Origin of the sequence: Kribbella sp. NBC_01484, assembly GCF_036227145.1 — a bacterium.
GTDB lineage: Bacteria > Actinomycetota > Actinomycetes > Propionibacteriales > Kribbellaceae > Kribbella.
This window is the reverse complement of sequence record NZ_CP109437.1, coordinates 7,315,570-7,338,119: the sequence shown is the minus strand read 5'-3', so window position 1 is coordinate 7,338,119 and position 22,550 is coordinate 7,315,570. Positions and strand designations below refer to the sequence as shown.

Below are 22,550 nucleotides of genomic sequence, written 5' to 3'. Positions count from 1 at the left end.
CTATGGGTGAGCACGAAACTTGGCATTAGACGTTATGGGTTGCCGGGCGCAGGCTCAAGACATGACCACAACACAGCTCGCCACCAGCCACCTGACCGCCCTCGTCGACGGTGTCCGCACCGCGATCGGCAAGCACGCCGACTGGCACGCCACCGCCGGGCTGGTCGCCGACGAACTCCGCCGCCACCTGCCCAGCCCGGACGAGATCATGACCGCCGAGGAGCGTCTCGGCTCCGCAGAGGGCTACCGCAGCCGCACCCTGTACGTCGAACCGGACGGCTCGTTCTCGATCATCGCGCTCGTGTGGCGCCCCGGCCAGGTGACGCGAATCCACGATCACGTGACATGGTGCGTGTTCGGCGTCATCCAGGGCGTCGAACACGAGGACTTGTACGACAGCGACCTCCGGCTGATCGGCCGCAGCGACAACCACGTCGGCGAGGTGAGCGGATTCGCGCCACCCGGGGACATTCACCGGGTCCACAACACGTCCGACAGCACGGCGATCTCCATCCACATCTACGGGACGGATGTCACCCGCATCGGCTCAAGCGTGCGGCGCTACTACGACTGAGCCTCCTCCATGCTGTCGAGTACGCCGAGTTGCCCGGGGGAGAGGTGGATCGCACCGGCCGCCAGGTTCTCCTCCAGATGCCGAGGGCTCGACGTACCAGGAATAGCCAGGACGTGGTCGCCCCGGCCCAACGTCCAGGCGAGCCGGATCTGCGCCGGCGTCGCGTTGTGCTGGTCGGCGACTTCCTGTACCGCGTCATTGCTGGAGACGCCGCCGACTTCCCGCGACGCCGCGGTCAGTGCGAAGAAGGGCACGAAGGCGATTCCCTGCTCGCCGCAGACGCGCAGGATGTCGTCATTCACCCGGCCGAAGCCGACGCCGTACCTGTTCTGCACAGCGACGATCGGCGCGATCTCCTGCGCTTGCGCGAGGTGTTCCACCCGGACGTTCGACAGGCCGAGGTGTTTGATCATGCCCTTGGCCCGCAACTCGGCCAGGACTCCGAAATGCTCGGAGACGTCGTCGAGGCCCGCCTGCCGGAGGTAGACGAGGTCGAGTGTCTCCACCCCGAGCGCGCGCAGGTTGCCTTCGACCAACGCCGGCAATCCATCCGGCCGGGCCAGCCCGCTCTCGGTCGGTCCGACCTTGGTGGCGACGACGAGATCGTCCGGGTACGGCGCCAGCGCGCGGCGGATGGCGTCGTTCGCCCACCGGAGTTCTTCGAACGAACGCGTCTGCCCGCCCTCGGCGTACGTCGGATAGAAGTCGGCGGTGTCGAGGTGGTTGACACCGAGCTCGACCGCTCGGCGCAACAGCGCGACCGCCCGCTCCTGCACGTCCGGCCCGCCGCCGGTGCTGCCCGCGAGCCGCTTCGTCCCGAACCCGACCCGACGGATGGTCGCGTCCCCGAGGTGCCAGAATTCCGCCGACTTGCTTTCCGGAATTACTGATGATAAGTTTGTTTGTAGGGTCGCATTCTCTTGCATATTCTGCATTCGGCCAGGATAAATCCTTGAATCATTTTCGTCCACCCTTTCCGCGCGATTTCTTCAGCGCTTCGCTACGCTCGTCGGGTGGATCTCACTCAGCGCCAACGGGACCTCTTGCAGGAGTGGCTGCCGAACGCCGAGGTCGTGACCGACCACAGTTGGGGCCTGGTGGGGACCGTCGTCCTCGAGCTCCGGCTCCGCGGCGAGCGCTACATCGCCAAGGCCGGTGACACGGCCGACCACCATCTCGCGCGAGAAATCCAGGCCCACCGCAGCTGGCTGACGCCATGGACGTCGCGGGGGAGCGCGCCGCAACTCGTCCGCGCGGATGACGAGGCCAAGCTGATCCTCACGCGCTATCTGCCGGGGGAGTTGGTGGAAGGCACCCCGGCGGAATGGGTGCCGGAGACCTATCGCCAGGCCGGTGAACTGCTCGCGGCATTTCACGGCCAATTCGCCGTACCGGACGAAGCCTATGAGGCCCGGGAGAATCGGCGGACGCTCGACAATCTCGGCAAGTCGCACACGATCTCGCCGGCGCTCACGGATCGTTTGCGTTCGGAGATTGAATCATGGCCGACCCCGACGGCCTCGCTGGTGCCGACGCACGGCGACTGGCAACCACGCAATTGGCTGATCGACAACGGCATCGTCGGCGTCATCGACTTCGGTCGCGCGGCACTCCGGCCGGCTGCTACCGATTTCGCCCGGCTGGCCGCGCAGCAGTTCCGATCCGACCCGGCCCTCGAGCCTGCCTTCTTCGACGGCTACGGCCCGGATCCACGGGACCCGGACACCTGGCACCGCGCCCAACTCCGCGAAGCCGTCAACACGGCCGTATGGGCACATCAGGTCGGCGAGACTTCCTTCGAACAACAAGGCCACCGCATGATCGCAGACGCTCTGCGATCATGAGCTGAAACCTGCGCCCGCACCTCACCAGACTCGTAGCCAGGCTCAGCTGACAGTGCCCGGAAGAATTTTCGTGGTGGGATGTCGAGAACCCGTGGGTGGCTTCGTCCCCGGAGTGATCGCGGCCAGAATGGGCCGTACCGCACCAAGGAGAACACGATGGCCAAGTACCTGCTGCTCAAGCACTACCGAGGCGCACCGGTAGCGGTGAACGACGTGCCGATGGACCGGTGGACGCCGGAGGAGGTGTCGGACCACATCCAGTACATGCAGGACTTCGCCACCCGGCTCGAAGGCACCGGCGAGTTCGTCGACGGTCAGGCGCTCTCCCCGGAGGGCACGTTCGTCCGGTACGACGGCGAGGGCCGGCCGCCGGTCACCGACGGCCCGTTCGCGGAGACCAAGGACCTGATCGCCGGCTGGATGGTCATCGACGTCGACACCTACGAGCGCGCGCTCGAGCTGGCCGGCGAGTTGTCCGCGGCTCCGGGTGCCGGTGGGAAGCCGATCCACGAGTGGCTCGAGGTCCGCCCGTTCCTGACCGAGCCCCCGACCATCACAGAGTGACCTCCGTGGACGAGGCCCTCCTGCGGTCCCTCACCCCCACTGTGCTCAGCATCCTCGTCCGTCGCGGAGCCGACTTCGCGGCGGCCGAGGATGCCGTGCAGGACGCTCTGGTCGAGGCCGTGCGGGTGTGGCCCGACGACCCGCCGCGGGACCCGAAGGGCTGGCTCGTCACCGTGGGCTGGCGGAAGTTCCTCGACGCCACCCGCGCCGACACCTCGCGGCGGAACCGCGAGGTACGCATCGAGGGCGAGCCCCAGCCGGGCCCGACTGAAGTCGTGGACGACACCCTCCAGCTGTACTTCCTGTGCGCGCACCCGTCCCTGACACCGGCCTCGGCCGTCGCGCTCACGCTACGCGCGGTCGGCGGCCTGACCACGCGACAGATCGCGCAGGCCTACCTCGTGCCGGACACAACCATGGCGCAGCGGATCAGCAGGGCCAAGCGGACCGTCTCCGGCGTCCAGTTCAACCAGCCTGGCGACGTCGCCACCGTGCTGCGCGTGCTCTACCTGGTCTTCAACGAGGGCTACTCGGGCGACGTCGACCTCGCCGGCGAGGCGATCCGGCTGACTCGCCAACTGGCGACCAGGATCAACCATGAGGAGGTCGCGGGTCTGCTCGCGCTCATGCTGCTCCACCACGCCCGGCGCCCCGCCCGGACCGCTCCCGACGGCAGGCTCGTGCCGCTCGCCGAGCAGGACCGCAGCCTGTGGAACACCCGCATGATCGCCGAGGGCGTCGCCATACTCCAGGCAGCCCTGGCCCGCGACCGCCTGGGCGAGTTCCAGGCCCAGGCCGCCATCGCCGCACTCCACGCCGACGCGCAGACGGCCGAGGAGACTGACTGGGTGCAGATCGTCGAGTGGTACGACGAACTCGTGCGCCTCACCGACAGCCCGGTGGCCCGCCTCAACCGGGTCGTCGCACTGGGCGAAGCCGACGGTCCACGAGCCGGCCTGGCCGCCCTGGCCGCACTCGACCCGGCCTTACCCCGCTACACCGCAGTCGCCGCCTACCTCCACGAGTGCGACGGCGACCCATCCACCGCAGCACGCCTGTACGCCGAAGCCGCCCGAGCAGCCACCAGCCTCCCCGAACGCGACCACCTGACCCGCCAAGGCGCCCGCCTCAACAACCTTTGATGCGGTGTTATCTGGGGGCCAGTACGCAGAACTCGTTGCCGTCCGGATCGGCCATGACGACCCAGCTGACGTCGCCCTGGCCGATGTCGATGTGGGTCGCCCCGAGCGCGACGAGGCGGTCGACCTCCGCCTGCTGATCGCCGTCGGCCGGGGGAGCGAGGTCGAAGTGCAGCCGATTCTTGCCGGTCTTCGCGCGGACGGGCGGACCGCCCCACGTGATCTTCGAACCGCCGCGCGGCGACTGGATCGCGGTCTCCTGATCCTGGTCCCAGACCAACGGCCAGTCCAGCGCCTTGCTCCAGAAGTACCCGACCTCCTGCGAACCGTCGGACGACAGCGCCCCGATGAAGCCGGTGTCAGCCAGGAAGTTGTTGCCCGGCTCAATCAAGCAGAACTCATTGCCTTCGGGATCGGCCAGCACCACGTGCAGTTCCTCCGGGAGCTGACCGATGTCGATATGCCGGCCACCGAGCTCGAGCGCTCTTGCCACCGTCTCCTGCTGCTCCTCCAGCGACGCACTCGTCAGGTCGAAGTGCATCTGATTCGGCACAGTCTTCTGCTCGTGCGTCGGCGCGAACCGGATCCGAAACCCGGTGTCGTCACTAGGCAGCAACACGAGGCCGTCGTCAGCAACTTCCCGCCCCAGCACCCCAGCCCAGAAACGCGCCAGACGGAGCGGGTCATTCGCATCGAAGCAGAGTGCCTCGAGTTCAGAAGTCATGCCGCTCCTCATCCCCACAGTGCCTACCCGGGCCAGCAACGCTAAGTGCCCGCGACACACCACGCAACGCGATTAGGATCGCTGCCATACTCGAACATATGTACGACGTGATCGAAGAGTCATCCTTCGAGGTCGACCGCGGCCAAGGCCCCATTGGTGCTGTCCTGTGGCAGGTGCCGACCGCCGAGACCGCTCGTCCGCTGGTCTTGCTCGGTCATGGCGGAAGTGGCCACAAGCGGAGCTCGCGGCAAGTAGAGCTTGCCCATCGGCTCGCGCGATCCGGACTGGCGGTTGCGGCAATCGACGGGCCGTTTCATGGCGAGCGGGTTGCGGAGCCGCTGAGCCCAGCGGCGTACCAGCAACTCATTGTCGACAGGGGAGTCGAGCGTGTTCTGGACGATCTGACCGAGGACTGGCTGGCGCTGATCGCCGCCGTCAGCCGGCACGCGCAGGTTCGCACCGACAGGCTGGGCTACTTGGGCATGTCTATGGCAACAAGATTCGGCCTGCCCTTGGCGGCCGCACTCGGCGAGCGACTTCATTGTGCTGTGCTGGGCAAGTTCGGCCTGGAGCAGAGCCCCGCACTGCACCCCGGCGTGCACACACCTCAGCGAATCATGAGCGACGCGTCGTGTGTCGTCGCGCCCGTGATGTATCACGTCCAATGGAACGACGAGATCTTCCCGAGGTCCGGCCAGTTCGCGTTGTTCGACGGTCTGGCGTCCTCGGACAAGCGCCTCGTTGCCTTCCCCGGACCACATGCGGGCTCCACTGACGCCGTACTCACGACGTGGTGCCGGTTCCTGACGGAGAAGCTCCTGGATTCGAGCGGGCGCTAGCCCAGTTGGTCGCGGCGGCGGGTGAGGTAGGCGGTCTCGGCGGTGTTGCCGGCCAGTTCGATCGCTTTGTCGTACGCCGAACGCGACTGCTGACTGCGGCCGAGCCGGCGCAGCAGGTCGGCGCGCGTCGCGTGGTAGGCGTGATAGCCGGCCAACTTGTCCTCGAGACTGTCGACGGCCGCCAGCGCCACGTCCGGGCCGTCGAGCTCGGCGACCGCGATGGCGCGGTTGAGGGCGACGATCGGGGTGGGGTCGAGGCGGACCAGCTGGTCGTAGAGGGCGACGATCTGCGACCAGTCGGTGTCGCGGATGTCGCGGGCGGAGGTGTGTACGGCGTTGATCGCGGCGAGGATCTGGTAGCGCCCCGGAGCCATCCCGGTGGCCAGGCGCTCGCGCACCAGACGGTGGCCCTCGGCAACCATCGTCGCGTCCCAGGCGCCACGGTTCTGCTGGTCGAGGGGGACCAGTTCGCCGCTCGCCGACACCCGGGCCGTGCGACGTGCCTCGGTGAGGAGCATCAGCGCCAGCAGCCCCGCCACCTCGCCGTCCTCCGGCAGCAGCGCGCGGATCAGGCGCGTGAGCCGGATCGCCTCGGCGGTCAGCTCATGGCGGACGGAGTCGGTGTCGGGCCCGGTCGCCAGATAGCCCTCGTTGAAGACGAGGAAGAGGACGGTGAGTACGCCGGTCAGGCGGGCCGGGAGATCCTCCGCGGACGGCACCCGATAGGGGATGCGAGCGGCCTTGATCTTGGCCTTTGCGCGGGTGATCCGCTGTCCCATGGTGGTCTCCTGCACCAGGAAGGCACGGGCGATCTCGGGCACCGTCAGACCGCCGACCATGCGCAGCGTCAGCGCGATCCGGGTGTCCATCGCGAGTGCCGGGTGGCAGCAGGTGAAGATCAGCCGGAGCCGCTCGTCGTCGACCGCACCGAGAGGCTCGGGCGGGTCGTCGTACACCATCTGAGCCTCCTTGTGTTTGTCGTCCCGCTTGCTCTCGCGCCGGATCCGGTCGATGGCCTTACGGTTGGCGGTGACGGTCAGCCACGCGCCTGGATTGGGGGGTACGCCGTCGGCCGGCCACCGCTCCACGGCGATTGCGAACGCCTCGGCCGCCGCTTCCTCGGCGATATCGAGGTCACCGAAACGCCTGGCCAAGCCGGCGACCACCCGCGCCCACTCCTCGTGGTGCGCCTGGGTGATCGCCTCCGGGACGTCGGCCACACTCACAGGAACGGCCGCACCTCGATCTTCCGATCGCAGACCTTCGACGCCTCGGTGGCGAGTTTGAGCGCCACATCCAGATCGGGGGCCTCCCACACCCAGACACCGGCGAGGTACTCCTTCGACTCCACGAACGGCCCGTCGGTCACCACCGCCTGCTCGCCCCGGTTGTCGATGACCGTTGCCGCGTCGGTGGCCGCGAGTCCGCCCGAGAACACCCAGTAGCCCTCGGCCATCAGTCGTTCGTTGAACGCGCTGATGGCAGGCTGCCTGTCCGTGCTGCCGGGCTTGCTCTTGTCGTCGATCACGGAAACCAGATATTGCATCTCGACATCATCTCCTGTGCTGTCAGGCGCCCCTCGCAGGCGCCCACTCACCCTTTCAACGAACACCCACACCCCGATCCGACACCACTTCCCGAAGATCTTCCAACCTCCCAGGGGAGTGCCCCGAAACCCACAAGTTGACATAATGTCGCTTATCGGCGCTCTATCAAGAGGCGGCGGAGGCTCGGAACGTACGTCGATACACCACCAATACTCACTCGGGTTCTCTCTGGAGAAGTTGGCGGGAGGATGCGAAACCGAGTCTCTCGTAGACCGGCACCGCCTTGCGGCCGGAGTGAACTGTCACTCGACTCGCGCCAAGGCGAAAGGCGTGTTCTGATGCGGCCTGTACGAGCGCCGAGCCGATGCCGTTCCCGCGCTGCTCCGGTACGACGAAGACGCTTTGGATGTCCGCCGAACGGCGACTGGTGGTGCCCGGCCTCGGCGCCCGTGGAACGAGCGCCAGCCACGCCATCCCGACGACCTCGGACTCGGTAAGTCGAGCGACGAAGGCGAGATGCGAGTCGTCGTGCTCGGTCCACCACGCGGCAAGGTCAACCACGAATGAGTCGACCGACTGCTTGGCCTGCTCGTCAGGTGCGGCATTCAACCAGAGCAGACGAGCCAGGTGCTCCAGGTCAGCCTGCCCTGCGATGCAAATGTCCATGCGACCAGTGTTTCGCGCGACGGGGCCAAGCTGTGTCCCGCAAGGGTTTCTGGGTCCCTTGGGTTTCCCGCGCGGTCGCACGGATCGGCTCGTGGGTGCTAGTAGGGCTGCTGGCGCTTGGAACACTGGCGAACTTCTTGTCCCAGAGTTCGTGGGAACGGTTCCTCTTCGGCCCGGTGACGTTGGTACTGGCGGGACTGTGCTTCGTTGTCGCTCGTGCCAGTACCGCTCCCGTTACCGCGTCGGCTTCTCGGCGGTCATGGTTGCGGCGACCCCGTGCTTCGACATGAGCTCGAGCAGCAGATCGTGGCCCTGCGTGAAGTCCCATTGCTCGGCGAGCATCCCGGCCTCCCGGGCACCTTCGACGTTTCGTGCGTTGTCGTCGATGAACAGGATCGTCCCGGCATCGGCACCGATCCGGCGAGCCGCCTGGACGAAGAAGGCCGGGTCGGGCTTGGCGACGCCGAGGTCGTACGAGTAACAACTCACGTCGAACAGATCGTCGTACCCGAGGGCCGTCCGCATGTGACCGCCACGGTAGCGTTCCTGATTCGTCCCCAGGTGGACGCCGTACCCGTTCCGCTTGAGTACTCGCACGATGCCGATCGATTCCTCGATGACCGCGATGTTCTTCCAGACCGCGTCGTACACCTCGGCCACCGGCGTGACCACTCCGTAGTTCTGGAGTGTCGCCGCGAGAACCGGCATGTAGTCGCCGCGACCGGCGAGCATCGGCAGTTCGTCAACCCAGGTCTCATGGAGGAAGTCACGGGCCCTGTCACCGAGATACGGCTCCATGGCCGCGTACCAGCCCCCGGGCAGATCCTGCAGGACGCCGTCGGCATCCAACAGCAAGTGGCGAACACTCGACTCAGCGACCGCCGGCCGGCTGTTCCTCCAGGCGGCCACGGCGATGTCGATGATGTCGGCGCGAGGAGTTAGGGATGGGATGTCGGTGAGTGGGATCCAGCGGGCGAAGGCTGTGGTGCCGTTGACTTCGGTGGTGCCGAGCGAGCCGCCGGTGATGGTGGCCGCGAAGATGACTCGGACGGATTTGTACGGGCGTCTGTCACGCCCGGGGTCCAAGAGGGTGAAGTGATTCGTCGCGATGGGATTGCCGACCGAGACTGTGTAGCCGGTCTCCTCGATCACCTCGCGGACGACGGCGTCCGGCAGAGACTCGTCGTACTCGACGCCGCCGCCTGGCATCGTCCAGCCGGCCGGTGAGTTCTCATTGCCGACGAACCAACTCAGCAACAGCCGGTCGTGTTCGTCGACGATCACCGCGTACGCCGCCAACCGGGTGTCGTATTCGCTGAAGTGCACCGACCGACGATAGCGAGAACCAGGGTCACAAGCAGAACAGCGCGGGGAACGGGCCACGCTCAGGGGAGACACGTAGGTCTCCCCCGGGCCCGCTCCCCCGTGCGGTCGACTACTCAGCGTGTTCGATTCGTCAGCGGTCCTGGATCAGGCCGAGGACGTTGCCGTCGGGGTCGGTGAAGGTGGCCACCAGGCGGCCGCCGCCGACGTCCTTCGGGGCGTCCTTGAGCGCGCCGCCGGCGGCGGTCACCTCGGCGAGCTTGCCCTCGATGTCGTCCACATGCCAGTAGGCGATCGGCGAGGTCATGTCGCTGTTCGGCACCAGGCCGATCTGCTGCCCCTCGGCCTCGAACCCGACGTAGTACGGCGAGTCCGCCGTCGGCTCCATACCGAGCAGCGCGATGTACGTCGCCTTGGCCTTCTCCAGGTCCGCCACCGGGTGCAGAACCGTCTTGATGCCTTGCGTGGAAGTCATTGTCACTCCTGAACTCTTGGGCCTCGCAGCCCTTGATGTGTACTGACTGTCACGCTATTCCCCTCACCACACCAGCGCTTCTCGATTCCTGACCGCTTCGCGCGACACCCGGTCCAAGGTTGTCTGAAGGGCGCCGAACCCGGTTGGACCGCTGCCTGGCTACCCCCGCCGGCTGGCTTGGTCGGTCACTTTGTGCACCAGATCCGTACGGCGCCGGCCCTCCGGGTACGGATCTGGTGCACAAAGTCGATCTCTCTGCTGTCGGATATCGGCTCCACCGTCCGAGGCGCCGTTAGGCGGGTGGGGGCGCGGACACCATGGCGGGACTTGGGACACCTCATGACCTGCCCCAGGTCCCGACATCTCGTCCCAGGTCCCTGCTCCGGCTCGAAATAGCTGGATCCGCGGATCGAAGCGCTGGCCGCGTCCGGCTGGTGCTGAAGGCCGCGCCCATCGGTGGCGCCCCACGCCCACCGCCGCCGGCAACCGATCCCTGAAGGCCACCGCCACCCACCGGCGCCGGCTGGCGGTGGTGGTTGTCGTTCCGCCCGGGTGTGCACCAGTCGAGCGTCGCGGCGGCGCGGTGCTTGGTCGGTGCACAAAGCGAGGCGGGGCCGACAACGCACGGAAACGACAGGAGAGCCTTCACTGAACAAGTCAAGCCGGACTGATGATGGGCGTTGTGTCGTGGTCTCCGTTTGATCGCGGCGTCATTCGCCCGGCCGCGGTAGCTCCGGTGCCAGGGGCGGCCACCAAAGATAGGGGCACCGGCCCTCCCATCGCGTCCGCTCTTCGGCGGGGGAAAATGGCAAGCGCTGGGGCGTGGAAGGGTGCCAGGATGCCGGCATGGTTGCGCGCGCGTTGAGCTTCGGGTGGGTCATGAGTTCGGGGTTGGTGGTCCGACCGAATGTGGTGGTCGAGGTCGACGCCGTGGAACACATTGGTCCTCTCGGAAGGTCACCAGGTTGGGGCCTGGCTCCACACTGCTCGGCGGGACCAGCCATCCGAGCGGTGATCGGCACTTCGAGCCGATGAACCAGGGCACCCATCCCGAAGAGCTGCCAGCAGAGGTTCTGGCCGACGTGGCAAGCGTGGTCGGGGCAGAGGTCACTCTTCTCAGTCGCCTACCCGGAGGCTTCGATGTGGGTGCCATGCGCGTCCAGTTGGCCGGAAGTGCAAATGCAGTGCTCAAAGCATGGCCCCGGGCACGCCCCAACCAGCTGGACGAGACGTTGCGAACCCAGAGAGTCGTCGAGCACATGCGTAGGCGCGGCTATCCCACCCCGGCCTGGCTCGGAGTGGGCGCCACAGCCACTCATGTATGGCATCTGATCGACTTCGTTGACGCGGCTCCCGCGCCAGAGCTGACCCCGTCCCTCGTTGAGCAGCTGATGGAGATCAACGAACTCCAGGCCGGCCAAGCCTCCGAGCCCTACGACCACTGGTCGTACGCCTGGCGGCTCGCCACCGGTCAAGAATCCGGTCAAGACTTAGCTCCGAGTTTGTCGAGGGCTGTCGCCGGGCTTTCGGGGTATTCCTCCGTGGTGTCGGCATTGGTCGAGCGCCTGCGGCTCGTGTGTGGCGACGTCCCACCACCGCGAGAGGCACCCGACATGGTCCATGCCGATTTCAAGCCCGACAATGTCTTGGTCCGTGACGGAGTGGTGGTGGCGGTCGTTGATATCGGGAACGCCGGTAGCGGCACGCGGGCGACTGATCTCACCACTCTCCAATGGCACACCTTCCAGGATCCGCTGGACGGTGTCCGAAGGCGGCTGTGGACGAGAATCCTCGATCTGGTCGACTGGGAGGGGGCGGCGGTGCTCACAGCGACACAGATCCTCGTGATGCTCGAGTTCCCCATCCGTCACGGGCGCCACGATATCGTTCCGGGGGTGGTCAAGCGCGGCCATCGCGCCCTCGACGAGCTGAACGCGCTTCGCTAGCTGTCGCCGGTGGAGATGGTGTGCGAAAGGGGGACCTCCGACTTGCTATCAGCCGGCACAACGCGCGACGCGGCGCTTCAGGCTGGCCACTATCGCCGCGTCGCTGCGGTTCGTTCGGCACCGCAGCGACCTCGACCGGCTGATGTCGAAGACGCTGCCGAGGTCGTAGGCGCGCGTCTTCACGATCCGGCCGGAGGCGTCGACGCGCGGATCTGGCACGACGCTGTTCAGTGACAAGAGCTTGGTCGACGGCCCTTACTTGGCGACGTATTCCTTGAGGTGTTTGCCGGTGAGCGTGGTGGGCTTGGCGATCAGCTTGGCCGGAGTGCCTTCGAAGACGACCTTGCCGCCGTCGTGACCGGCGCCCGGGCCGAGGTCGATGAGCCAGTCGGCGTGCGCCATCACGGCCTGGTGGTGCTCGATGACGATGACCGACTTCCCGGCGTCGACGAGGCGGTCGAGTAGCGCCAGGAGTTGCTCGACGTCGGCCAGGTGGAGGCCGGTGGTCGGCTCGTCGAGGACCAGGATCCCGCCCGGCTCCCCCATGTGGGTCGCCAGCTTGAGCCGCTGCCGCTCTCCCCCGGACAGCGTGGTCAGCGGCTGGCCGAGACTCACGTAGCCGAGTCCGACATCCGCGAGGCGATCGAGGATCTTGTGTGCGGCCGGCGTACGCGCGTCGCCCTCAGCGAAGAACTCGAGAGCCTCGGCCACCGGCAGCGCGAGTACCTCGGCGATGTTCTTCCCGCCGAACGTGTACTCCAGCACGGCCGCCTGGAACCGCTTGCCCTCGCACTCCTCACACGGCGACTCGACGGTCGCCATCACACCGAGCTCGGTGTAGATCACGCCGGCACCCTTGCAGGCCGGGCAGGCACCCTCGGAGTTCGCGCTGAACAACGCCGGCTTCACGCCGTTCGCCTTCGCGAACGCCTTCCGGATCGGCTCGAGCAGTCCGGTGTACGTCGCCGGGTTACTCCGCCGCGATCCCCGGATCGCGCCCTGATCGATCGCCACCACACCATCGAGGTCGGCGATCGAACCGTCGATCAGGGAACTCTTCCCCGAGCCCGCCACCCCGGTCACCACCACGAGGACACCGAGCGGTACGTCGACATCGACGTTCTGGAGGTTGTTCGTCGAGGCGCTCCGGACCTCGAGCGCACCTGTCGCCGAGCGCACCGACTCCTTCAACGTCGCCCGGTCATCGAGGTGCCGCCCGGTCAGCGTCCCGCTGGTCCGCAGCTTGTCGACCGTGCCCTCGAAGACCACCTCGCCACCACCGGACCCAGCGCCCGGACCGAGGTCGACGACGTGGTCGCCGATCACGATGGTCTCCGGCTTGTGTTCCACGACGAGCACGGTGTTGCCCTTGTCGCGCAGTTGCAGCAGCAGTTCGTTCATCCGCTGGATGTCGTGCGGGTGCAGACCGATGGTCGGCTCGTCGAACACATACGTGACGTCGGTCAGCGACGAACCGAGATGACGGATCATCTTGGTACGCTGCGCCTCACCACCGGACAGCGTGCCGGCGGGTCGATCCAGGGACAGGTAGCCCAGCCCGATCTCGACGAACGCGTCGAGCGCGTCCCCCAGCGCCCCGATCAGCGGCGCCACCGACGGCTCCTTCAGGTCACGCACCCACGCGGCCAGGTCGGTGATCTGCATCATGCACAGGTCGGCGATGTTCTTGCCCTTGATCTTCGACGCCAGCGCCTCCTGGCTGAGCCGGGTCCCGCCGCAGTCCGGGCACGTGGTGAACGTGATCGCACGCTCCACGAAGGCACGGATGTGCGGCTGCATCGCCTCGACGTCCTTGGACAGGAACGACTTGTGGATCTGCGGGATCAGCCCCACGTAGGTCAGGTTGATGCCCTCGACCTTGATCTTGGTCGGCTCCCGGTAGAGCAGGTCGTGCAGCTCCTTCTTGGTGTACTTCTTGATCGGCTTGTCCATGTTGAAGTAGCCGCTGCCTCGGAAGATCCGCCCGTACCAGCCCTCCATGCTGTAGCCGGGGATCGTCAGGGCGCCCTCGTTCAGCGACTTGCTGTCGTCGTACAGCGCGGTCAGGTCGAAGTCGGTGACCGCGCCCATGCCCTCGCAGCGCGCGCACATGCCGCCGGCGTAGACGGCCTCGCGCACGACCTTCTTCTCGCCCGCACCCTTGTCGGCGACCATCGACCCGGTCGCCGTCCGCTTCGGGACGTTGAACGAGTACGCCGTCGGCGGGCCGGCGTGCGGCTTCGCGATCCGGCTGAACAGGATCCGCAGCATCGCGTTCGCGTCGGTGGCGGTGCCGACCGTGGAGCGCGGGTTCGAGCCCATCCGCTCCTGGTCGACGATGATCGCGGTGGTCAGGCCGTCGAGTACGTCGACCTCGGGGCGCGCCAGCGACGGCATGAACCCCTGGAGGAACGCGCTGTAGGTCTCGTTGATCAGCCGCTGCGACTCGGCCGCGATCGTGCCGAACACCAGCGAGCTCTTGCCCGAGCCGGACACTCCGGTGAAGACCGTCAGCCGGCGCTTCGGGATCTCGACGCTGATGTCCTTCAGGTTGTTCACCCGCGCTCCGGTGACGCGGATCAGGTCGTGGCTGTCGGCAACTTGTTCGCCGGCCGACCTCGGGGCCTTGCTCATGGGTGTCTCCATCTTATTCAGGACAGCTCATCGCGTCTGCTGTCGGGCGGAGCCGCGGGCGCGGTCTCCGTTCGGCACGGTCGGGGTCGGCTCAGGAAACCTGGTTGATCCGGATGTGGTTGCCCGCGGGATCGCGGAACGCGCAGTCGCGTACGCCGTACGGCTGGTCGGTCGGCTCCTGGATGACCTCGGCGTCGGTGGCCTGCAGCCGCTCGAACACGCCGTCGATGTCCTTGGTCGCCAGCACCAGGGTGGCGTAGGTGCCCTTGGCCATCATCTCGGCGATGGTCTGGCGCTCGTCCTCGGTGATGCCCGGGTCGGCGCCCGGCGGGTAGAGGACGACCGACGTGTCGGGCTGGCCGGCCGGGCCGACGGTGATCCAGCGCATGCCGCCGTACCCGACGTCGGTGCGGATCTCGAAGCCGAGGACGTCGCGGTAGAACGCCAGCGACGCCTCCGGATCGGTGTGCGGGAGGAAACTCGACAGAATCTTGATGTCCATGGACGTCACGCTACGTGCCGCTCGCCGGAGTTGCTTCTCGATTCCTGATCGGCCGGGTCACCTGTTTCGCGACGCACGACGGGATGCCCACGGTCGCGTCGGCCGCCCGCTCGCGGTAGACGCTCGGCGGCATCCCGACCAGCTCGGTGAACCGGGTGCTGAACGTGCCCAGCGACTGGCAGCCGACCGCGAAGCAGACGTCGGTCACGCTCTGGTCGCCGCGGCGCAGCAACATCATCGCCCGCTCGATCCGCCGGGTCATCAGATACCCGTACGGCGACTCTCCGTAGGCACGCTTGAACTCACGGCTGAGGTGGCCGGAGGACATGTGGGCACCCCGGGCGAGCGCCTCCACGTCGAGCGGCTGCGCGTACTCCCGATCGATCCGGTCCTTGACACGCCGCAACCGCGCGAGGTCCCCCAGGCGCTGCGCATCGGCCGGACTGTTGCTCATCCCTGAAATCGTGCCACGTCCCACCGAAGAAGTCATACACGCCTAGGGTGCTCCCCCGAGCAGTTCGGGGGTCAATGGAACCGGGCACCCCGACAGCCCGTGGTGGCCCGGACCTGAAACTGCCCGCCGGTGCGGGCTGGTCGGAGGCTGGGTGGGCAGCTCGACAGGAGGTGTCCGCCCTGGCCCCGGCCGGGCCGGCCGGGGCCAGGCGTGAATGCCTCGCCGACCAGCATCCGTGGACCGACACGTCCTGTCGAGCTGCACGCCCAGCCGGCCCGCTCGCACTGACCGCGCGCAACTAGCGGCCGGTGGTGCCGTCGAGTTGTTCGCGGATGATGTCGGCGTGGCCGGCGTGGCGGGCAGTTTCCTCGATGACGCCGAGCAGGACCCAGCGAAGGTCATGGGTCTTGCCGTTGCGGGTTACGGGGTGATCGGGGTCGCCGACGGTGGTGATGATGTCGTTCGAGGCCGCGCAGGCGGCGCGATAGTCGGCGCGGAGGCTTTTCAGGGTCACCGCGGGATCTACTTGCATCGAACGCTTGCCCCGGCTCACCTTGCGGCCGGCGACGATCTCCTCGAACCAGAGGGACTCGGCGAACGTCAGGTGCTGCACCAGGCCGGCGATGTTGGTGCCCGAGTCAACCGTGCTGCGGCGCGCGTCAGCCTCGCTCAGACCCGACAGCTTCTTCAGCACACCCGCGCGCAGCCCATCGAGCGCGGCGCGCAGCTGCTCGAGCTCGGTGGTCATGACGAGCTGCAGGGGCCGACCGTGGAGATGATGCCGCGGTGATCCGACACGGGAATTGTGTACCAGCCGGCGTCGTCGGCGCACCAGCCGGGCTTCACGAACATGTGGTCGATCCGCACCAGGAACGCCGTCCAGTTGCCGATCTCCGACGGCCGGCCCCAGGTGTCCAGCATGGCGTCGTCGAGGTGCTTGCTGAGCACCCGGTAGTCCCGGCCGCGGTCGGGGGTGTTGAGGTCTCCAGTGACCACGACCGGGTGGTCGTCGCGCTCGGTCCTCGCCGCGATCTGCTCCATCAGCCGGTGGTGCTCGGCGACAGTGGTCTGGTACGACGCTCCGTCGTCCGGAGGCGACTGGTACGTCGCTCCGCCCGACGTCCACCACGGACGCGGTACGTGCGCGGCGATCAGGTCGAACTCACCCGATGGCGCCTGGACGCGGATCACGAAGCCGGGCAGATCCGGCCCGGGTCGTTCGACCACCGTCAGCGGCCACCGGCTGAAGATGCCGACCGCTGGTCCGTTCCAATCGGCCACGTGCGCCGGGTACGACTCGGACAGCCGAGCGGTCAGTGGAGACCCGATCTCGGAGACGACGAGCACGTCGGCGTGCAGCGCGAGCAGACTCTCGGCGCCCTCGAGCTCGCCACTGCCGATGTTCGCCGCCGCGATCCGTACGGCGCGAGTCCGGTCGACGGTGCCGGCTCCGTCTGGTATCCACGGCAGCACGGTCGCCACGATTCCGACCAGCAGCGTCGACACGGCAAAGACGATAGCGGCCTTGTGCCGCCGACCCAGCAAGCCCACGGTCAGCGCTGTCACCAACGTCAGCATCGGCAGCCCGATCGCCAGCACATCGGTCACCACACCGAGCCGGTCGTGCAGCAAGAACCATGCCCAAGGCAACAAGGCGGCCACCGCAACCCCGCCGGAGCGCCGGACGCGCGTCGGTCCGCCACGCACTTCCACCGCAGCCCCCTGCACCTCGGCTCCCCCCACCCCGGATCCCCTCCACCAGCCAGGCTAGGCCCCCTTCCGGCGGTCCGGTACCGACATCACGTGAACAAATCGGCTCAGCGGCGGGCACCCCAGTTGAGATAGGCGACGTTGGCGAGGAGCCAGCCGAAGTCGATCGCCTGGTGACCGTCGACCTCCGGCGTCGGCTGGTAACGGTTGTAGAGCGCTAGGCAGGCCTGGACCGCCCTACGGCAAGTCGACTTCCAGCGGCAGGTTCTTCAGGAAGTCGGTCGCGTCGAACATCGCCCCGGCTGTCGCCACGCCCGTCGTCCGCGTCTCGCCGGCGAGGATCCGTCGTACGGCCTCCACCGCGAGCGGAGCCGTGATCGCGTAGATGTCCTGGCCACGTGCCGTCGCCCGCTGCTCGACCCCATCGGTGCGGACCAGCACGTCGACGACGAAGGACTGGTCGGAGCGGCCCAGCGCTTCGACGGCTACCGGCGCGGGGGTGTCCGCGTTGAACAGGTCGACCGCCGCCTCGACGGTCATATAGGTGCGCACCTCGGATACGGCGAGGTGGCTGGGGACCGTGACGACGTCGGCCATGGTGAACTCGGGGATCACGCGCCGCAGGCCGAGGGGCTCGGGGAAGATCCAGTCCTCTTGGACCGGCTTGTCGTCGTGGTACTGCAGCTCGCCGCCCGTGAACCGCAACCGGCGTCCGGCCCGGCGGTCGTGCGAGACCTGTCCGGCAGCGCGCGTACCCGGAGTGGGGTGCCAGCTGCTGAGGCCGTAGGCGACGTGCACCTCGTCGGTGGTGGTCCGCTCCCCCAGCACGGCGGTTGTCAGCAGGTCGCCGAGGCCGCCGTAGAACGCCATCGCCGGGACGACTGGCGTGTCCGCGTGCCTGTCGAGTGTTGACAAGTTCGCCTCGATCTCGGCCGCGACATCGACGTACGGGATCCTCGCCCGGACTGCCGCCTCGACCACCGGCGTGGCGGTCGCCACGAAGGGGCCGGCGCAGTTGATCACGGCCGCGGCCTTGGCGAGCGCCTGGTCGAGCGCGTGGGGATCGTCGACCGCTGCCGGGCGTACGTCGACGTCGCCCCACTTCGACGCCAGCGTCTCGAGCGTGGTCGCGTCGCGTCCCGCGATGACGGTCGGGAGGCCGCGCCGCAGCAACTCCTCGACGACGAAGCGGCCCGTGTGCCCGGTCGCTCCGTAGACCACTACTGCATTCATTGTCTTCTCCTCCGATTGTCGACGATCGACACGTCCAGTCTCGCCGTCCGACGCACCCGACCGTGAGAGTCCGGAACGACACCATGCGTACACTTTCGGACATGCACACTGTCGCGCTGGCGACCGCCGGGCATCTGCTGCACCTCGAGCTCGGGATCGCGTACGAAATCTTCGGCAATCCACCGCTCGGTCACGTCGACGACTGGTACGAGGTCGTCCTCTGCGGACCCGGAACCGTGCAGGTCGGTCCCTTCCGGGTCGAGCCCGATGACGGTCTCGATCGGCTGGCCCGCGCGGACACCGTGATCGTGCCGGCGTGTGTGGACGTCGACGAGCCGCCGCCGGCTGAGCTGGTCGAGGCAGTCCGAGCGGCGCACGCGGCGGGCGCTCGGATCGCGTCCCTGTGCACGGGTGCGTTCGTGCTTGGTGCCGCGGGGCTGCTGGACGGTCGGAGGGCGACCACCCATTGGGGGCACGCCGCCGCGTTGAGTGCACGTTATCCACAGGCGGAGATCGATCCGGACGTGCTCTACACCGACAACGGGAGCGTGCTGACCTCCGCGGGCAAGGCGGCTGCCATGGACCTGTGCCTGCACCTGATCCATCTCGACCATGGCGCGACGATCGCGAACTCCGTCGCGCGGCGCCTCGTCGTACAGCCGCATCGGGCCGGTGGTCAGGCGCAGTTCGTGGACACACCGGTGCAGGTCAGCGGCGACCACACCCTCGCGGATCTCCTGGCCTGGGCGCAGGAGCGACTCGACCAGCCGCTGACCGTGACCGACCTCGCCCGGCAGGCGAACACCAGTCCGCGCCACCTCGGCCGAACCTTCCGCGCGGTGACCGGCCAGACACCACTCCAATGGCTGCTGACCCAGCGCGTCCGGCGCGCCCAACAGTTGCTGGAGGCTACGAACGACGGCATCGAGACAGTCGCCGTCGCGACCGGAATGGGCACCGCCACGACCCTGCGACGCCAGTTCAAGCGTGTCGTCGGCGTACCGCCCGACACCTACAGACGCACCTTCCACAGCACGTAGGCTGCGACCATGGCGACCTACCCGCGACGGATGCACACGGCGTTGGAGGCCACGGATCCGCGCGGGCTGGCGGAGTTCTATCGCGTGTTGCTGGGGTTGCGGTACCGGGCGGGCGACGAGCCGCCGAGTGACGGTACGGCGGATGACGCCGATTGGCTCGTGCTCGTCGACGACGACGGGAATCGGCAGCTCGCGATCCAAGGGGTGGATGTGCTGCCGACGTCCACCTGGCCGTCTCACGACGTACCGATGCAGCTCCACATCGACTACGCCGTACCTTCGGTCGAAGAGTTGCATCGGCACCGGCAGCGGGCCGAAGAGCTCGGCGCCAGGCTGCTCCTGGACCGTACGTCGGAGGATTCCGAGCCGCTCTATGTCCTGGCCGACCCGGCCGGGCATCCGTTCTGTCTCCTCGTGGGGCTCTTGTGAGCAAGCAGACTGGGTACGCCGACGTCAACGGACTGCGGATGTACTACGAGCTCCACGGCTCGGGCGGGACCCCGCTGCTGCTGTTGCACGGCGGGCTGTTCAACATCGAGCTGCAGTTCGGTGCTTTGCTGCCTGGACTGGCCGAGAGGCGGCAGGTGATCGCGACCGACTTCCAGGGACACGGCTACACCAATGACATCGATCGTCCGTTGGGCACCGTCGGCCTGGCGTCGGACGTGGTCGGGTTGTTGAAGGAGCTCGACGTACCTCAGGTGGATCTGTTCGGGTTCAGCGTGGGCGGTGCGGTCGCGCTGTACCTGGCGATCAAGCACCCGGAGCTGGTCCGGAAGGCGGTCATCTCGTCGGTGCCGTTCAGCACGGAGGGTGAGCGCCCGGAGAACGCCGCGGTGGGCGAGATGAAGGTGGAGATGATCGCCGGTACGCCGATGGAAGCGGAGTACCTCGCGAAGTCGCCGCACCCGGACCTCGAGCACCTGCAGACCCTACTCACCAAGCTCGGCGGCTACGACCGCGGCACCGCCGGCTGGACCGACGACGACATCCGCGGCATCGCCGCTCCCACCCTCATCACGGTCGGCGACTGCGACGCCGTCAAACTCGACCACGCCGTCCGCTTCCTCCAACTCCGCGGCGGCGACGTGAACGGCGACTTCACCGGGGTCCCCACCTCCCAACTAGCCGTCTTGCCCGGCACCACCCACTTCAACGGCCTGTCCCGCACCAACCTCGTCCACGACGTGGTCACCACCTTCCTCGACGCCGACTAGCCGGCGGCCAGGTCGACGGCCGGGAGATCGAGTGGGCGCACCCGGCCCGTACGCCGGTGGGGCGGCGACCGGGTGGTAGACGACGACCGTGCCGCGGCCGGGGCACGTTGAAGGGGATCTGCAGGTTGGAAGAAAGTTTCAGCCGTCTCGGCCCTGCCAGGTGGTCACGCAGGCTTCGTTCCCCTCCCGGTCGGCAAGCACCCAGAAAGCGGGGGCACGCGTCGCGGACACCAGTCGGCCCCCAGCCGCCAGTGCGGCCTCGACGCGCCGTGGTGCCTCGTCATGCGGAACACAGATATCGAAGTGGATGCGATTGCGCTGCGGACGCGGCCGGTCCATCTGCTGGAACCAGATGGCCGGGCCCTGCCCGACCGGGTCGACGAGCGGATCCTCCGGCCCATCGGCACCCGCCTCATCGGTATAGCCCAGCACCGCTTTCCAGAACGCCCGAATCCCGGCAATGTCCAGTGCATCAATCGCGATCTCCACTATCTGGACGGACCGCGGTGCCCCCGTTCCGATTTCGGGCTCCGCCAGAAACCCGGAACTGTCCGCGGTGGCAGAGATCCGAAGCGCGAGTTCGACATCCCGGGTGGTAACCGCTGCGCGCTCCAACGACTGCAGAGTGAAGACGACCCGATCAGGGCGGGCATCGACCCGAAGGTGCCGGTCGGCGTCGTCGCCGCACACCGCGACAGCGTCCGCTGCCAAGCCGATCGCCCGAGCCAACGACCCGACCGGGACCGACGTTCGCAAAGTGCCCAGCAAGAAGCGCCACCCAGAGTCCTGGACCGCCTCCGACGCTTCCTGCCGACTCAATGTCTGTTCCATGGCCGCATCCTTGCAGCCCCCACGGTCAGCCCCGCCTGCCGCTACTTCCTGAACGGTCCCTGGTAGCTCAGGCGAAAGACCGGCCAGGCGATCTCCGTGCGCCACGATGTTGGGTTCGGGTCGTCTCGGGGCCCGACGGTGTAGGTCTCCTGGACTGGGCCGGTGACGGTCAGGGTGTGGTTGTGCGCCCAGGTGGCGAGGCGGCCGTAGGTTACGTCGATGTCGTCGTGTGCGCCATGGTGGATGGTGGCGGCCAGGTCGACGGCGGGGAGTTCGAGTGGGCGCACCCGCCCGTACGACGGTGGGGCGGCGACCGGGTAGTAGACGACGACCATGCCGCCGCCGGCGGTGAAGAGCTCGTTGTCGTACTGGCCGCCCGGTGGACCTAGCCGCTGGTGACTGGGTACGGCGGAGTCCAGCTCGGCCATGGCGCCGTCGTACCAGGGCAAGACGTCGTCCAGGTCGACCACATCGGTGATCGCGGCAACCATTCGGGCCGGTTCGGAACGCAGCTCGACGGCCAACTCGCCAGGGGCGGGCCGCAGCAGGCGTTGCAGCGACGTCACCGCCGCGCGGGTCCGATCGAGTGAGTCCTGCAGCCGGTCGAGGTGCGTGGCGATCAACTCGGCGCGGATCTCCGGATCGTCGGTCGCGAGGATCTTGCCGACCTCGGCCAGCGGTACGTCGAGCTCACGCAGCCGATGGATCACTTGCGCGGAGGGGATCTGCCCGGTCGTGTAGTACCGGTAGCCGCTGGACGGATCGATCGACGCCGGCTCCAGCAGACCGCTCTCGTGATACCGCCGCAGTGTCCGCACACTCAGCTGCGTCGCCTGCGCGAACTCGCCAATCGTCAGTCCCCGACTCACCCCGCCACTCTGCACCCTCCCCCTGCGAGAGAGTCAATTCCTTGCCCCTCTCCCACCGAGAGGCACCAGGCTGACCGGCATGAACATCTCCCTCGACCGACTGCCCACCACGATCACGGCGTACCTGATCAGCCACACAGCCCGCGATCTCGACGCCGCGATGCGGTGGTACGCCACCGACGCCGAAGTCACCGACGAAGGCAAGACCTACCACGGCCGCGACGAGATCCGCGCCTGGATGGCTCGGTCTGCCGGCGAGTACACCTACACCACCGAACTGACCGGCGCACGCCAGGTCGACGACCACACGTACGTCGCCACCCATCACCTCGAGGGCAACTTCCCCGGCGGAAACGTCGACCTCGACTTCACCTTCACCCTCGAGGACGACGTGATCACCAGGCTCGTCATAGCCTGAA

Annotated in this window: 26 protein-coding genes; 10 read left to right on the top strand and 16 right to left on the bottom strand. The window is 67.5% G+C overall.

Going from position 1 to position 22,550, the window contains the following annotated elements; genetic code table 11:
- Positions 1-61: 61 nt before the first annotated feature.
- On the top strand, positions 62-574 hold the full coding sequence (locus OG555_RS35410) for a cysteine dioxygenase family protein (protein WP_329477182.1): 513 nt from the start codon (positions 62-64) through the stop codon (positions 572-574).
- Here OG555_RS35410 and OG555_RS35405 read toward each other — a convergent pair.
- Positions 565-1,350 carry an aldo/keto reductase gene (locus OG555_RS35405; protein ID WP_329477180.1) on the bottom strand — a complete coding sequence of 262 codons (786 nt, stop codon included), beginning with the start codon at positions 1,348-1,350 and terminating at the stop codon, positions 565-567. The two genes, OG555_RS35410 and OG555_RS35405, sit on opposite strands and share 10 nt — an antisense overlap.
- A 237-nt stretch (positions 1,351-1,587) precedes the next feature.
- On the opposite strand from OG555_RS35405, the gene OG555_RS35400 reads away from it, so the two are divergent.
- The 3 genes from OG555_RS35400 to OG555_RS35390 all read left to right on the top strand — a co-directional run bounded on the left by OG555_RS35400 (position 1,588) and on the right by OG555_RS35390 (position 4,124).
- Positions 1,588-2,418, top strand: a complete 831-nt coding sequence (locus OG555_RS35400) for a phosphotransferase family protein (protein WP_329477178.1) — start codon at positions 1,588-1,590, stop codon at positions 2,416-2,418.
- Positions 2,419-2,574: 156 nt separating this feature from the next.
- Positions 2,575-2,982: a YciI family protein gene (locus OG555_RS35395; protein ID WP_329477176.1), complete on the top strand. Its 408-nt coding sequence runs from the start codon at positions 2,575-2,577 to the stop codon at positions 2,980-2,982.
- Positions 2,983-2,987: 5 nt separating this feature from the next.
- Entirely contained in the window at positions 2,988-4,124 is a 1,137-nt protein-coding gene (locus OG555_RS35390; RefSeq protein ID WP_329477175.1) for an RNA polymerase sigma factor, read from the top strand.
- Positions 4,125-4,131: 7 nt separating this feature from the next.
- Here the strand turns inward: OG555_RS35390 and OG555_RS35385 are convergent, their stop codons facing one another.
- Positions 4,132-4,845, bottom strand: coding sequence for a VOC family protein (locus OG555_RS35385; protein WP_329477173.1), 714 nt, complete (start codon positions 4,843-4,845; stop codon positions 4,132-4,134).
- Positions 4,846-4,943: 98 nt separating this feature from the next.
- On the opposite strand from OG555_RS35385, the gene OG555_RS35380 reads away from it, so the two are divergent.
- Entirely contained in the window at positions 4,944-5,684 is a 741-nt protein-coding gene (locus OG555_RS35380; RefSeq protein ID WP_329477171.1) for a dienelactone hydrolase family protein, read from the top strand.
- Here the strand turns inward: OG555_RS35380 and OG555_RS35375 are convergent.
- From OG555_RS35375 to OG555_RS35355, 5 genes are all read right to left on the bottom strand, one after another.
- Positions 5,681-6,910, bottom strand: coding sequence for an RNA polymerase sigma factor (locus tag OG555_RS35375; protein ID WP_442914458.1), 1,230 nt, complete (start codon positions 6,908-6,910; stop codon positions 5,681-5,683). The two genes, OG555_RS35380 and OG555_RS35375, sit on opposite strands and share 4 nt — an antisense overlap.
- On the bottom strand, positions 6,907-7,230 hold the full coding sequence (locus OG555_RS35370; RefSeq protein WP_329477169.1) for a YciI family protein: 324 nt from the start codon (positions 7,228-7,230) through the stop codon (positions 6,907-6,909). The genes OG555_RS35375 and OG555_RS35370 overlap by 4 nt, the downstream gene beginning before the upstream one ends.
- 214 nt (positions 7,231-7,444) lie before the next feature.
- Positions 7,445-7,897: a GNAT family N-acetyltransferase gene (locus tag OG555_RS35365; RefSeq protein ID WP_329477167.1), complete on the bottom strand. Its 453-nt coding sequence runs from the start codon at positions 7,895-7,897 to the stop codon at positions 7,445-7,447.
- Positions 7,898-8,131: 234 nt separating this feature from the next.
- Positions 8,132-9,223, bottom strand: a complete 1,092-nt coding sequence (locus OG555_RS35360; protein WP_329477165.1) for an HAD-IA family hydrolase — start codon at positions 9,221-9,223, stop codon at positions 8,132-8,134.
- Positions 9,224-9,353: 130 nt separating this feature from the next.
- The gene (locus OG555_RS35355; protein ID WP_329477163.1) at positions 9,354-9,695 is read right to left on the bottom strand and encodes a VOC family protein; all 342 of its coding nucleotides are present in this window, start codon (positions 9,693-9,695) and stop codon (positions 9,354-9,356) included.
- Between the two features lie 1,031 nt (positions 9,696-10,726).
- Between OG555_RS35355 and OG555_RS35350 the strand changes: the two genes are divergently transcribed.
- Positions 10,727-11,641: a phosphotransferase gene (locus OG555_RS35350; RefSeq protein ID WP_329477161.1), complete on the top strand. Its 915-nt coding sequence runs from the start codon at positions 10,727-10,729 to the stop codon at positions 11,639-11,641.
- A gap of 48 nt (positions 11,642-11,689) precedes the next feature.
- Here OG555_RS35350 and OG555_RS35345 read toward each other — a convergent pair whose 3' ends face one another.
- The 7 genes from OG555_RS35345 to OG555_RS35315 all read right to left on the bottom strand — a co-directional run bounded on the left by OG555_RS35345 (position 11,690) and on the right by OG555_RS35315 (position 18,174).
- A complete protein-coding gene (locus OG555_RS35345) occupies positions 11,690-11,860 on the bottom strand; it encodes a hypothetical protein (RefSeq protein WP_329477159.1) in 171 nt (56 codons plus the stop codon).
- A gap of 36 nt (positions 11,861-11,896) precedes the next feature.
- A complete protein-coding gene (locus tag OG555_RS35340) occupies positions 11,897-14,275 on the bottom strand; it encodes an excinuclease ABC subunit UvrA (RefSeq protein WP_329477157.1) in 2,379 nt (792 codons plus the stop codon).
- Positions 14,276-14,366: 91 nt separating this feature from the next.
- Entirely contained in the window at positions 14,367-14,777 is a 411-nt protein-coding gene (locus tag OG555_RS35335) for a VOC family protein (protein WP_329477155.1), read from the bottom strand.
- A gap of 10 nt (positions 14,778-14,787) precedes the next feature.
- The gene (locus OG555_RS35330; protein ID WP_328520806.1) at positions 14,788-15,231 is read right to left on the bottom strand and encodes a helix-turn-helix transcriptional regulator; all 444 of its coding nucleotides are present in this window, start codon (positions 15,229-15,231) and stop codon (positions 14,788-14,790) included.
- A 298-nt stretch (positions 15,232-15,529) separates the two neighbouring features.
- The gene (locus tag OG555_RS35325; protein ID WP_329477153.1) at positions 15,530-15,979 is read right to left on the bottom strand and encodes a DinB family protein; all 450 of its coding nucleotides are present in this window, start codon (positions 15,977-15,979) and stop codon (positions 15,530-15,532) included.
- Positions 15,976-16,974, bottom strand: coding sequence for an endonuclease/exonuclease/phosphatase family protein (locus tag OG555_RS35320; RefSeq protein ID WP_329477151.1), 999 nt, complete (start codon positions 16,972-16,974; stop codon positions 15,976-15,978). The genes OG555_RS35325 and OG555_RS35320 overlap by 4 nt, the downstream gene beginning before the upstream one ends.
- Before the next feature lie 204 nt (positions 16,975-17,178).
- Positions 17,179-18,174: a saccharopine dehydrogenase family protein gene (locus OG555_RS35315; protein WP_329477149.1), complete on the bottom strand. Its 996-nt coding sequence runs from the start codon at positions 18,172-18,174 to the stop codon at positions 17,179-17,181.
- Positions 18,175-18,275: 101 nt separating this feature from the next.
- Here OG555_RS35315 and OG555_RS35310 point away from each other — a divergent pair, with 101 nt between their 5' ends.
- Genes OG555_RS35310 through OG555_RS35300 form a run of 3 tightly spaced genes read left to right on the top strand, consistent with a single transcriptional unit; the run spans position 18,276 to position 20,431 of the window.
- Positions 18,276-19,214, top strand: a complete 939-nt coding sequence (locus OG555_RS35310) for a helix-turn-helix domain-containing protein (RefSeq protein WP_329477147.1) — start codon at positions 18,276-18,278, stop codon at positions 19,212-19,214.
- Between the two features lie 9 nt (positions 19,215-19,223).
- Positions 19,224-19,643: a VOC family protein gene (locus OG555_RS35305; RefSeq protein WP_329477145.1), complete on the top strand. Its 420-nt coding sequence runs from the start codon at positions 19,224-19,226 to the stop codon at positions 19,641-19,643.
- Positions 19,640-20,431 carry an alpha/beta fold hydrolase gene (locus OG555_RS35300; protein WP_329477143.1) on the top strand — a complete coding sequence of 264 codons (792 nt, stop codon included), beginning with the start codon at positions 19,640-19,642 and terminating at the stop codon, positions 20,429-20,431. Before OG555_RS35305 ends, OG555_RS35300 begins: the two co-directional genes overlap by 4 nt.
- A 138-nt stretch (positions 20,432-20,569) precedes the next feature.
- On the opposite strand, the gene OG555_RS35295 is transcribed toward OG555_RS35300, so the two are convergent.
- Positions 20,570-21,262, bottom strand: a complete 693-nt coding sequence (locus OG555_RS35295; RefSeq protein WP_329477142.1) for a VOC family protein — start codon at positions 21,260-21,262, stop codon at positions 20,570-20,572.
- A 41-nt stretch (positions 21,263-21,303) separates the two neighbouring features.
- Entirely contained in the window at positions 21,304-22,131 is an 828-nt protein-coding gene (locus OG555_RS35290) for a MerR family transcriptional regulator (protein ID WP_329477140.1), read from the bottom strand.
- Between the two features lie 79 nt (positions 22,132-22,210).
- Here OG555_RS35290 and OG555_RS35285 point away from each other — a divergent pair, with 79 nt between their 5' ends.
- Positions 22,211-22,549, top strand: coding sequence for a nuclear transport factor 2 family protein (locus OG555_RS35285; RefSeq protein ID WP_329477138.1), 339 nt, complete (start codon positions 22,211-22,213; stop codon positions 22,547-22,549).
- Position 22,550: the final 1 nt, after the last annotated feature.

Excerpts from the sequence above, each read along its gene's own strand:
- OG555_RS35330 (WP_328520806.1), bottom strand. The coding sequence starts at position 15,231 with ATGAGCAACAGTCCGGCCGATGCGCAGCGCCTGGGGGACCTCGCGCGG.
- OG555_RS35385 (WP_329477173.1), bottom strand. The coding sequence starts at position 4,845 with ATGACTTCTGAACTCGAGGCACTCTGCTTCGATGCGAATGACCCGCTC.
- OG555_RS35350 (WP_329477161.1), top strand. The coding sequence starts at position 10,727 with ATGAACCAGGGCACCCATCCCGAAGAGCTGCCAGCAGAGGTTCTGGCC.
- OG555_RS35370 (WP_329477169.1), bottom strand. The coding sequence starts at position 7,230 with ATGCAATATCTGGTTTCCGTGATCGACGACAAGAGCAAGCCCGGCAGC.
- OG555_RS35395 (WP_329477176.1), top strand. The coding sequence starts at position 2,575 with ATGGCCAAGTACCTGCTGCTCAAGCACTACCGAGGCGCACCGGTAGCG.
- OG555_RS35310 (WP_329477147.1), top strand. The coding sequence starts at position 18,276 with ATGCACACTGTCGCGCTGGCGACCGCCGGGCATCTGCTGCACCTCGAG.
- OG555_RS35305 (WP_329477145.1), top strand. The coding sequence starts at position 19,224 with ATGGCGACCTACCCGCGACGGATGCACACGGCGTTGGAGGCCACGGAT.
- OG555_RS35335 (WP_329477155.1), bottom strand. The coding sequence starts at position 14,777 with ATGGACATCAAGATTCTGTCGAGTTTCCTCCCGCACACCGATCCGGAG.
- OG555_RS35295 (WP_329477142.1), bottom strand. The coding sequence starts at position 21,262 with ATGGAACAGACATTGAGTCGGCAGGAAGCGTCGGAGGCGGTCCAGGAC.
- OG555_RS35380 (WP_329477171.1), top strand. The coding sequence starts at position 4,944 with ATGTACGACGTGATCGAAGAGTCATCCTTCGAGGTCGACCGCGGCCAA.
- OG555_RS35365 (WP_329477167.1), bottom strand. The coding sequence starts at position 7,897 with ATGGACATTTGCATCGCAGGGCAGGCTGACCTGGAGCACCTGGCTCGT.
- OG555_RS35325 (WP_329477153.1), bottom strand. The coding sequence starts at position 15,979 with ATGACCACCGAGCTCGAGCAGCTGCGCGCCGCGCTCGATGGGCTGCGC.
- OG555_RS35340 (WP_329477157.1), bottom strand. The coding sequence starts at position 14,275 with ATGAGCAAGGCCCCGAGGTCGGCCGGCGAACAAGTTGCCGACAGCCAC.
- OG555_RS35285 (WP_329477138.1), top strand. The coding sequence starts at position 22,211 with ATGAACATCTCCCTCGACCGACTGCCCACCACGATCACGGCGTACCTG.
- OG555_RS35315 (WP_329477149.1), bottom strand. The coding sequence starts at position 18,174 with ATGAATGCAGTAGTGGTCTACGGAGCGACCGGGCACACGGGCCGCTTC.
- OG555_RS35355 (WP_329477163.1), bottom strand. The coding sequence starts at position 9,695 with ATGACTTCCACGCAAGGCATCAAGACGGTTCTGCACCCGGTGGCGGAC.
- OG555_RS35410 (WP_329477182.1), top strand. The coding sequence starts at position 62 with ATGACCACAACACAGCTCGCCACCAGCCACCTGACCGCCCTCGTCGAC.